This is a genomic window from Phenylobacterium sp. (assembly GCF_030693805.1).
Classification (GTDB): Bacteria; Pseudomonadota; Alphaproteobacteria; order Caulobacterales; family Caulobacteraceae; genus Phenylobacterium.
The window spans coordinates 1-7,323 of record NZ_JAUXZW010000150.1; the positions used below are offsets into that span (position 1 = coordinate 1).

A 7,323-nucleotide genomic window follows, 5' to 3' on the forward strand; every position below is an offset into this window, starting at 1 on the left:
GCGCCACCGCCAGCGCGCCCAGCGCCGCGCCGGCCTCCGCGGACTCCGCGGGCGCTGTTCCGACCCTGCCGACCACCGGCGACGGCGCCACAGTGACCACGCTGCTCCAGAGCGTCTGCGTGCCCCTGGTCAAGGGCGGCAATTTCGATCAGCTCGCCAAGAGCGCCGGCATGAAGAAGGCCCGTGGCGGCGCCTACGCCATCACGCTCTCCGGCGACCGGGCCTACACGGCGACGATCCAGCCGCAAGGCTCCAACCGCAACGTCTGCGAGATCGCCCTGCGTTACGCGCTCGGCGCCGAGCAGCCGATCATCACCTCGCTGAACATCTACGCCTTCCTGCAGGACCCCGAGCTGAAGCTGCAGCGCAACGACTTCATGGTCGGTCCAGACAACATCAAGCGCATCACCCTGTCGTGGGAGTACTTCACCGACAAGGAATCCACCGGCCTGGTGTTCGTCCAGCTTAAGAGCCCCGACGGAGCGGCTCTGAATGGCAAGTACGACCAGGCGACCCTGCTCTACAGCGAGCGGAAGTTCTGATCGGAGCGAGCGATCTCGCAGGACTCATAGGGGTCCTGCTGGTCCTTTTCGCTTACGGAGGCGCGGCGTTGGGCCGACTTGATCCCCAGCGCGCGCCGGCGCTCGTGGCGAACTTCGTCGGCGCGGGCCTGATCCTCTATTCGCTGGCCAGCGACTTCAACCTGTCGGCCGTGGTGATGGAGAGCGTCTGGGCGCTCGTCGCCGTCATCGGCCTCGTGCGGCTCGCTATCAAGAGGCGCTAGGCGCTCGTCGTCGGCTGGCGCGCCGCGAACGGCAGGAACGCCTCGACGACCGATTCGTACGCCGCCCGTTTGAACGGCACGACGAGCGCCGGCGCCTCTTCAAGGAAGCCCCAACGCCAGGCGTCGAATTCCGGATGCCCGTGGCCGGTCAGGTTCACTTCGCTGTCGGCGCCGTCGAACCGTAGGGCGAACCACACCTGCCGTTGGCCCCTCCAGCCGCGCATCTGCTTGGCGCCCTGGTGGTCGGCGGGGAAGTCGTAGGTGAGCCAGCCGTCGGTGCGGCCCAGCCGAGTGACCGAGTGGACGCCGGTCTCCTCCTCCAGTTCGCGCAAGGCCGCGGCGGCGATGTCCTCGCCGTCGTCGATGCCGCCCTGCGGGAACTGCCAGTTGTAGGGACCGGGCGTGTTCGCCCGCCGACCGAGCCAGACGTTCCCAGTTCCGTTGAACAGCACGACACCGACGTTCGGCCGGTACTGCGAGAGGTCCTTCACCGGCGCGTCGCCAGAGCGGACGCCGGGGTGAGCTGGTAACCGCGCTGTTCGACGCTCTCCGACCACCGTGCGACCTGGGTCAGGGTGACGGGATAGGCGAAGCCAGAACCGAGCGCCTGCCCATGCTGCTGGGCGGAGGTCTCAAGGGCGGCGAGCTGCTGGTCGACGGCGGCTTCCGAGAGCTGGTTGTCGACGATGCGGTCGGCGGACGCCCGCGGCAGGCCGCCGGCGCGGCGCGCCGCCTGTCCATCGTCGATGAAGGCCAGCCCCCTGGCCGACAGCGCCGCGGTGAATCCCGCCAGAGCCGGATCGGAGGTCATGAACCGCGAGCCCAGATAGTTGGTGACGCCGAAGTAGCCGGTGGCGCGCGACAGCACCCACTCCAGCTTCTTCACCGTCTCGGCCGCCGGCGCGGTGGTCATCAGCGTATAGGGGCCGGGGTCGTTGTCCGGATAGTCGGTCGGCTCCATCGGCGCCTCCAGCAGCACTTCGTGGCCGTGGGCGCGGGCGAGGTCGATCCAGCCCTGCAGGCCTTCGGCGTAAGGCACGAAGGACAGGGTGATCTCAGGCGCAAGGCCCTCGATGGCCTGGCGGGTGGCCTTGGCGTTCAACCCCAGGCCGCCGATGATCAGCGAGACCTTGGGGCGGCCATTGGGGGTGAACGGACGGGCGTAGCCTTCGAACGGCGTGCGGCCGTCGGCGCCGATGATCGGCAGTGGGCCGGACGGCCCAGGACCACTGAGGCCGGCGATCGGCGCGGTCGGCAGCGGGTCGCCGGCCGCGAAGCTGGCGCTTTGGCCGGGCAAGGTGATGACCGCCTCGCCGCCACCGTTCCATTGCGGCTCCAACGGGGTCGGAGAAAGCTGGAAGACCGCCTCGCTGACCAACGGGTCGCCGGCGCGCTCGGGCGCCAGGGCTTCGCGCCAGCCGGGAGGGGCCAGCGGGCCCGCCACCCGCGCCAGCGAGATCCGGACGCTGGGTTGGCCGGCCTTGGGGTCGCCGCCGACGGCGATCATGGTGACGATGGTCAGCAGCAACAGAAACGCCGCGCCACCCGCGCTCATGTAGGGATTGGCGATGGCGGTGCGCGCGATCGCCGCCGCGTCGAGACGACGGGCCGGTTCCGCAGGCTGCGGGTTCAGGGACTTCTTCGAAAAGCTCGGCACGATGAACGCCTCCGAGCGGAAGGTCCGTCAATATGGTTAACGAAGGGCTTAACCCGTCCGTCGCACTGCGGCTGCGTCACTTGGACCTGTCGGGCCGACCTATTTGGCGATCGCGTCCTTGGCGGCGGGGGGCTTGGCTACGGCCACACGGGCTCCTGTCACCACTTCGGCGAGCTTGGCGGTGGGCTTCGGCAGCTTCGGCGTCGCCGCGACCGAGCCGAAGCGCAACACGTCCTTGGCCCGGGTGAGCTGGAAGTCCTTCTTGGCGTCGAAGTCGGCCGGGGGCGCCTCGGCGGGCTCGTGCGCGCCGCGGCGAATCTTGCCTTCATCGGCGTTCAGCGCATTGCGGAACGAGGCTTCGCTGAACTGGAACACCTTGTTGGCGATGGCCTGGGCCTCTTCGCGGCTCGACGCCACTTCCAGGTCGGGGTCGATACCGGTCTTCTGGATCGAGCGGCCAGACGGCGTGTAGTAGCGCGCCGTGGTCAGCTTCAGCGCGCCATCCATTCCGCCGCGCAGCGGAATCACGGTCTGCACCGAACCCTTGCCGAAGCTGGTCAGGCCGACGACCTCGGCGCGCTTGCGGTCCTGAAGGGCGCCGGCGACGATCTCTGCGGCGGAGGCCGAACCGGAGTTTATCACCACCACCATCGGCAGGCCGTTGGTGATCTCGCCAGGACGGGCGTTATAGCGTTCGACATCGCGAGGATCGCGTCCACGCTGCGAGACGATCTCGCCGCCGTCGAGGAACAGGTCGGAGACGCCGACCGCCTGGTCGAGCAGGCCGCCGGGGTTGTTGCGCAGGTCGAGCACCAACCCCTTCATCTTCGGGTTCTTGGCCTTCAGGTCGGCGAACGCCGCTTCGGTCTCGTCGGTGGTCTTCTCGTTGAACGAGCCGATCCGCAGATAGCCGTACTCGCCCTCCATCCGGGCGGTGACCGACTTGGGCTTGATCACCTCGCGCACGATCTTGACGTCGAACGGGTCGGACTTTTCGCGCGCGATGGTCAGCACGACAGGCTCGCCCGCCTTGCCGCGCATCTGCTTGACCGCGTCGGTGACCGACATGCCGAGCACGCTCGCGCCGTCCACCGCGGTGATGTAGTCGCCGGCCTTGATGCCAGCCAGCGCCGCCGGCGTGCCGTCCATCGGCGAGATCACCTTGACCACGCCGTCTTCGCTGGTGACCTCGATGCCGAGGCCGCCGTACTCGCCGCGCGTCTGATCGCGCATGTCGTCGAAACTGTCGGGGCTCAGATAGCCCGAGTGCGGGTCGAGCGAGGTCAGCATGCCGTCGATGGCCGACTCGATCAGCTTGGTGTCGTCCACCTCGGACACATACTGGCGCTCGACGGTGTCCAGCACGTCGCCGAACAGGCCGAGCATCCGGTAGGTCTTGGCCTTGGGCTGGGCCGCGGCCAGGGCTTGCTGGCTCACATAGGCCATTGCGCCTGCGCCCAGGACGAATGCGGACGCGCCGATCAGAAGATACTTTCTCATACGCCTGCCGTCAGGCTCCCTTGCAGCTACAGCCGCTTAACAGTCCGGGCCCCAATCAACCCCGAGGCTAACGCGCCCCGATCTTCAACCAACGCGCCGGATCTACGGGCGCGCCCTGATCCCGAACCTCAAGATAGAGCTCCGAGTCCGATTGTCTTCCATCGGGCATCCAACCGACAGGCGTTCCGGCCGCGACGGATTGTCCGACGTCAACGGACGTCCGTTCCAAACCCGCCAGCACCAGATGGTATCCGCCCGACAGTCTCAATATCAATATAACGCCCCAGCCCTTCACCGGCCCTACATATTGCACGAGGCCGTCGCCCGGGCTGCGGACCATGGCGTTCGGTTGGGCGTCGAGGGTCAGTCCGTTGCTGAGACCGCCCGCGAGACGATCACCGAATGCATGTTTCATAGGCCCGGGAGTCGGGATCGACAGCATGGTCGGCGGCAGAACCGGCATCACCTGCGGCTTTTCACCAGGCGTCACCGCCCCCCGCAGTCCGGCAGGGCGTTCGGCCAGCTCGCTCTCGGCGGTGAACAGCGCCTCGCTCTGAACCGCAGCCAGGCGGCGCAGACGGGCGATCTCGCCGGCCTCGGCGGCGTAGGTCTGGGCGCGCTTCTGCAGTTCAGGCGTCATCGCCTTGACCAGGATCGCGGCGCGCACGGCGTTGCGCGCGTCGCCGGGGCTGACCAGCAGCGCTGGCGGCGGGTCGCGCCGGATGCGCTCCAGGACCGACAGCAGCTTGGAGAGCTGGTTCATGTTGCGGCCCTGCTCGGCGGTAAGCACCGTTTCCTTGAGGTTCAGCCGCTCCAGACGCTCGCGCTCACTCGGTTGGGCGACGGCCACGGCCGCGATCGCCGCCGTGGCGACGATCGCCAGCGCGGGAAGGCAGGAGGGCTTCAGGACGGCGGCCATGCCTTCGATTAGGCCTTCCTCAGTCGCGATGGTAGGGGCCGCCGGCGAGGATTGTGGTCGCGCGGTAGATCTGCTCGGCCAGCATCACGCGAGCCAGCGCATGCGGCCAGGTCTGCGGTCCGAACGCCAGCGTCGCATCGGCCTGTTCGACCAGCCCAGGCTCAAGGCCGTCCGCGCCGCCAATCACGAACACCGCGCGCCGGTTTCCCTCGTCGCGCAGGCGTCCAAGCTCGATAGCGAGGGCGCGGGAGGTGCGCGCCGCGCCGTGCTCGTCGCAGGCGATCACATGGGCGCCGGCCAGGTGCGGGCGCAGCACCTCGGCCTCGGCGGCCTTGCCGGGCTTGCGCGCCTCAACCTCGACGGCGTCCACGGGGGAGAGGCCCAGCGAGCGTCCCGCCGCGGCGGCGCGCTGGACGTAGGTCTGGACAAGGTCGGCTTCCGGGCCCTTGGCCAGGCGGCCGACGGCGAGGATCGTGACCCTCACATCGCCACGGATTGCGTCGGCGGCTCCACCGACCAGATCTTCTCGATGTTGTAGAACGACCGCACTTCCGGCCGGAACAGGTGGATGATCACGTCGCCGGTGTCGATCAGCACCCAGTCGCAATGCGGCATGCCCTCGACGCGCGCCTTGCCGTAGCCCTGTTCCTTCAGGGCGCGCAGCAGGTGGTCGGCCATCGCGCCGACGTGGCGGTGTGAGCGGCCGGACGCCACCACCAGGCCGTCGGCCATGGCGCTCTTGCCCTTCAAGTCTATGAAAACAACGTCCTGCGCCTTGTCGTCGTCAAGTCGACTCAGGATCAGCTCTTCCAGGGCTTGAATGCGGCCCTGGGGATGGGAAGGATCGGACAGGCCGTCATCCTTCTGCGCGCGCGGCGCGGAATCGTGGTCCAGCGGGTTACTCCTTGTCATCCTCGCTACGCGCGAGCCTAGCACGTCGCGGTGGCCGGGTCAGCCGGCCATCACGTACACGTTAATCCGCCTTACACGGAGGCGGCTTTGCGCAGCGCAGTGGACGATTCGAAGTGCAGCGGCGCAACCAGGAACACCCAGGCGGGGGGCGAGGCGCCCGGCAGGGTGGCGGCGGCGGCGGATCTGCGTCGCGCGAAAGCGAAGCGCCGGGCCGCCGGCGACGACAGGGCCCGCAAGCTCGCCCCTGGGCGGGCCACGACGGCCACGGGAACCTCGCGCAGGATGTCCGCCCACCCCTTCCAGCGATGGAAGGACGCCAGGCCGTCGGCCCCCATGATCCAGACGAAACGCACCGCCGGAAAGCGCGCCCGCAATCGGCGCAGGGTGTCGACCGTGTAGGCCGACCCCAGGCGGCGCTCGACGTCGGAGACGCGCATCGACGGCCCCCGCGCCCACCGATGCGCCGACGCCATGCGTTCGGCGGCGCCGGCCATGTCGTCGCTGGGCTTCAGCGGGTTCTGCGGCGAGACCAGCCAGATCACCTGATCCAGTCCGAGCCGGGTCAACGCGGTCTCGGCGACATGGGCGTGGCCGCCGTGAGCCGGGTTGAACGAACCGCCGTAGAGGCCAACGCGCATTCCGGGCTGAAGCGTGAACCCCAGGCGCAGGGCCTTGGGGCGGCCGGCGGCGGGACCGCGGGCGGCGGGATGGGCGGGCCACATCGGGTCGGCGCTACCGCTCAGGGCTTGCGCGCGGGCGTCGGCGCGCCGGCGCGGTCCAGGTGGGGATCGGTTTGGCGCACGCGGGTGCGCACGCTGAACACGCCGTCGCCGGCCAGCACCGCGCCGCGCGCGAACAGCCGTCCGTGCTCCCAATTCGACAGGCCGAGCTCCGGCCGGTCGAGGGCGTACTGGCCATCAACCCAGCGGGTGAAGCCGTCGCCGACGAATGGCGCGTTGATCGCCGCGTAGAACCGCTGATGCGCTTCAGCGTCCGAGGAGATCAGCGAGGCGGTGAACTGCGGACTGTAGCGGTTGAACAGGGCGACGGCCTCGTCCAGGTCGCCGACGATGCGCAAGGAGACCTCCGGCGTCTCCTCCCATTCCCACTCGCGGGCGAGGTCGGCGTCGGCGATGATCTCCACCAGCGCCTCCTCGCGGACCCCCTCGGCGCGCACAACCGGGCCGCGGCGATCCAGCCAGCCGGCCGGGAGGTAGGTTTCCGAGCCCGCCGCTACATGCAGCTTCCAGCCTGCGCGACGCTCGCCGGCGCGTTCAAGCGCCTGCAGGAAAGCCGGGACCAGCTCGGCGGCCCGCCCGCGGACGATGCAGCAGACGTTCAGGGTGTTGCAGACCTTGCGGTCCAGCGAGTGATAGGCGGCGGCGAACAGGCGATCCGCGTCCGCGCTCGCGTCGGCGACCATCCAGGCGCCGCCCGTGCCGTGCAGGCTGACCGGCGTGCCGGCCTGCCGCGCGATGGCCCCCAGCTGCGCGACGGCGGGACCGGAGCCGCGGGCCACGGCCAGCGCCAGGCGCCGGTCGCCGAACATCG

The 7,323-nt window shown here is 69.3% G+C and carries 9 protein-coding genes and 1 pseudogene; 2 read left to right on the top strand and 8 right to left on the bottom strand.

The features are described from left to right. Positions 1–542: hypothetical protein (locus tag Q8M88_RS06550; RefSeq protein ID WP_305595595.1), on the top strand; the 542-nt coding region annotated here is incomplete at its 5' end. A gap of 68 nt (positions 543–610) precedes the next feature. Next, positions 611–784 carry a hypothetical protein gene (locus Q8M88_RS06555; protein WP_305595597.1) on the top strand — a complete coding sequence of 58 codons (174 nt, stop codon included), beginning with the start codon at positions 611–613 and terminating at the stop codon, positions 782–784. On the opposite strand, the gene Q8M88_RS06560 is transcribed toward Q8M88_RS06555, so the two are convergent. The 8 genes and pseudogenes from Q8M88_RS06560 to Q8M88_RS06595 all read right to left on the bottom strand — a co-directional run. Then, positions 781–1,275 carry an RNA pyrophosphohydrolase gene (locus tag Q8M88_RS06560; protein ID WP_305595599.1) on the bottom strand — a complete coding sequence of 165 codons (495 nt, stop codon included), beginning with the start codon at positions 1,273–1,275 and terminating at the stop codon, positions 781–783. The two genes, Q8M88_RS06555 and Q8M88_RS06560, sit on opposite strands and share 4 nt — an antisense overlap. Further along, positions 1,272–2,441 (bottom strand): divergent polysaccharide deacetylase family protein, encoded by a 1,170-nt coding sequence (locus tag Q8M88_RS06565; protein ID WP_305595600.1) that lies wholly within the window; start codon positions 2,439–2,441, stop codon positions 1,272–1,274. Before Q8M88_RS06565 ends, Q8M88_RS06560 begins: the two co-directional genes overlap by 4 nt. A gap of 99 nt (positions 2,442–2,540) precedes the next feature. After that, on the bottom strand, positions 2,541–3,941 hold the full coding sequence (locus Q8M88_RS06570) for a S41 family peptidase (protein ID WP_305595601.1): 1,401 nt from the start codon (positions 3,939–3,941) through the stop codon (positions 2,541–2,543). Positions 3,942–4,008: 67 nt separating this feature from the next. Continuing rightward, the gene (locus Q8M88_RS06575; protein ID WP_305595603.1) at positions 4,009–4,860 is read right to left on the bottom strand and encodes a murein hydrolase activator EnvC; all 852 of its coding nucleotides are present in this window, start codon (positions 4,858–4,860) and stop codon (positions 4,009–4,011) included. 19 nt (positions 4,861–4,879) lie between these two features. Then, positions 4,880–5,344 carry a 23S rRNA (pseudouridine(1915)-N(3))-methyltransferase RlmH gene (gene rlmH, locus Q8M88_RS06580; RefSeq protein ID WP_305595605.1) on the bottom strand — a complete coding sequence of 155 codons (465 nt, stop codon included), beginning with the start codon at positions 5,342–5,344 and terminating at the stop codon, positions 4,880–4,882. Beyond that, entirely contained in the window at positions 5,341–5,772 is a 432-nt protein-coding gene (gene rsfS, locus Q8M88_RS06585; protein ID WP_305595607.1) for a ribosome silencing factor, read from the bottom strand. The genes rlmH and rsfS overlap by 4 nt, the downstream gene beginning before the upstream one ends. A gap of 71 nt (positions 5,773–5,843) precedes the next feature. Further along, complete coding sequence (locus Q8M88_RS06590; RefSeq protein WP_305595609.1) at positions 5,844–6,494, bottom strand: nicotinate-nucleotide adenylyltransferase; 651 nt, start codon at positions 6,492–6,494, stop codon at positions 5,844–5,846. A 17-nt stretch (positions 6,495–6,511) separates the two neighbouring features. Then, positions 6,512–7,323, bottom strand: a pseudogene (locus Q8M88_RS06595) (glutamate-5-semialdehyde dehydrogenase); the annotation flags it as partial.